Raw genomic sequence first — 1069 nt, forward strand, 5'->3', positions numbered from 1 at the left:
AGGCAACATCTGTGGGGCTGACACACCGCCTTCGCGAGCAAGCCCGCTCCCACAGTTTGATCGTGTTTCAGGTGCTCCAAATTCGCGGCGGGACGGCTTCCCGGCCGAGCAGGGCGGGGCGCAGCAGTTTCCAAAGCTCAACCAACCATCCCCGCGCTAACAACGCCTCACCCGCCAGACACCGCGCAACCAACAACCCCGGCAACTGGGTCAAATCCCCGCGCACCTTAGCGCTCAACGACCGGCAGCGCTCCAGCAATTCACCGTCGATCTCACCCGTCACCAGCAGCGTGGCAAACACCGGCTGCCCATCCAGCCCGATCGGCGAATCCAGTAAACCGTCGCCACCGACGACACGCTGGCGCTCATGCCAGAGCAACGCTCCATCACGGCGGATATCCAGCTGCGCCTGGAAATGCCCAAGGTCGAAGCGTTCGTCGCTGGCCGGACGACCCAGGGCCACCACGTCCCAGTAGAACAACCGGGCATCGCCTTCGAGGTCGATGCAGGTGCGCAACTCGGCCTGGGCCGCACTGAAAACGATCGTCTCCTGGGGCAACCATTCCAGTGTGGCACCAGCTGCCACTTTCAGGTCCAGTTGCTGATATGCGGGGCCTGCGGCGCGATACCACTTGGCCGCGCCGGGGCTGGTGATCTGCGCCCAGGCATCGCGGCCGACACTGGCCGAGATGTCCAGTCGATCACCCCCGGCGATCCCGCCCGGCGGGTGAACGATGATGTGCTGGCACACCTCGGGCCCTTCGGCGTACAGATGCTTCTGCACCCGCAACGGGCCTTGGTGCCGACGCTGAACCGGGCGCGTGCTGTCGCCGAATCGGGCGTAGCCCAGATCCAGCTCGGCGTGCCAACTGGGGGTGAACAAGGCGCCGGAAGCAGGAAGGGTCATGGTGAGTGCTTGTGGTGGGCTTGTTCGAGCGGTTGCAAAGGCTGTGCCGCAGGCCGGAATGCGAAACGACCTGTAGCAGCTGGCGAAGCCTGCGTCCGGCTGCGAAGCAGTCGTCAAATCGGCTGGCGCGGTGTATCAGGCAGACCTCGCGCTCAGGTTTTA

The 1069-nt window shown here is 64.7% G+C and carries 1 protein-coding gene; it reads right to left on the minus strand.

All coding sequences use genetic code 11. The features are described from left to right. Positions 1–67 precede the first annotated feature (67 nt). Positions 68–907, minus strand: a complete 840-nt coding sequence (locus ACW9JE_RS30835) for an urease accessory protein UreD (RefSeq protein ID WP_457434923.1) — start codon at positions 905–907, stop codon at positions 68–70. Between the last annotated feature and the right edge of the window lie 162 nt (positions 908–1069).

The sequence above is a fragment of the Pseudomonas sp. SDO55104_S430 genome, assembly GCF_054070595.1.

Bases quoted from the DNA above. Each gene is read 5' to 3' on its own strand.
- ACW9JE_RS30835 (WP_457434923.1), bottom strand. From the start codon at position 907: ATGACCCTTCCTGCTTCCGGCGCCTTGTTCACCCCCAGTTGGCACGCC.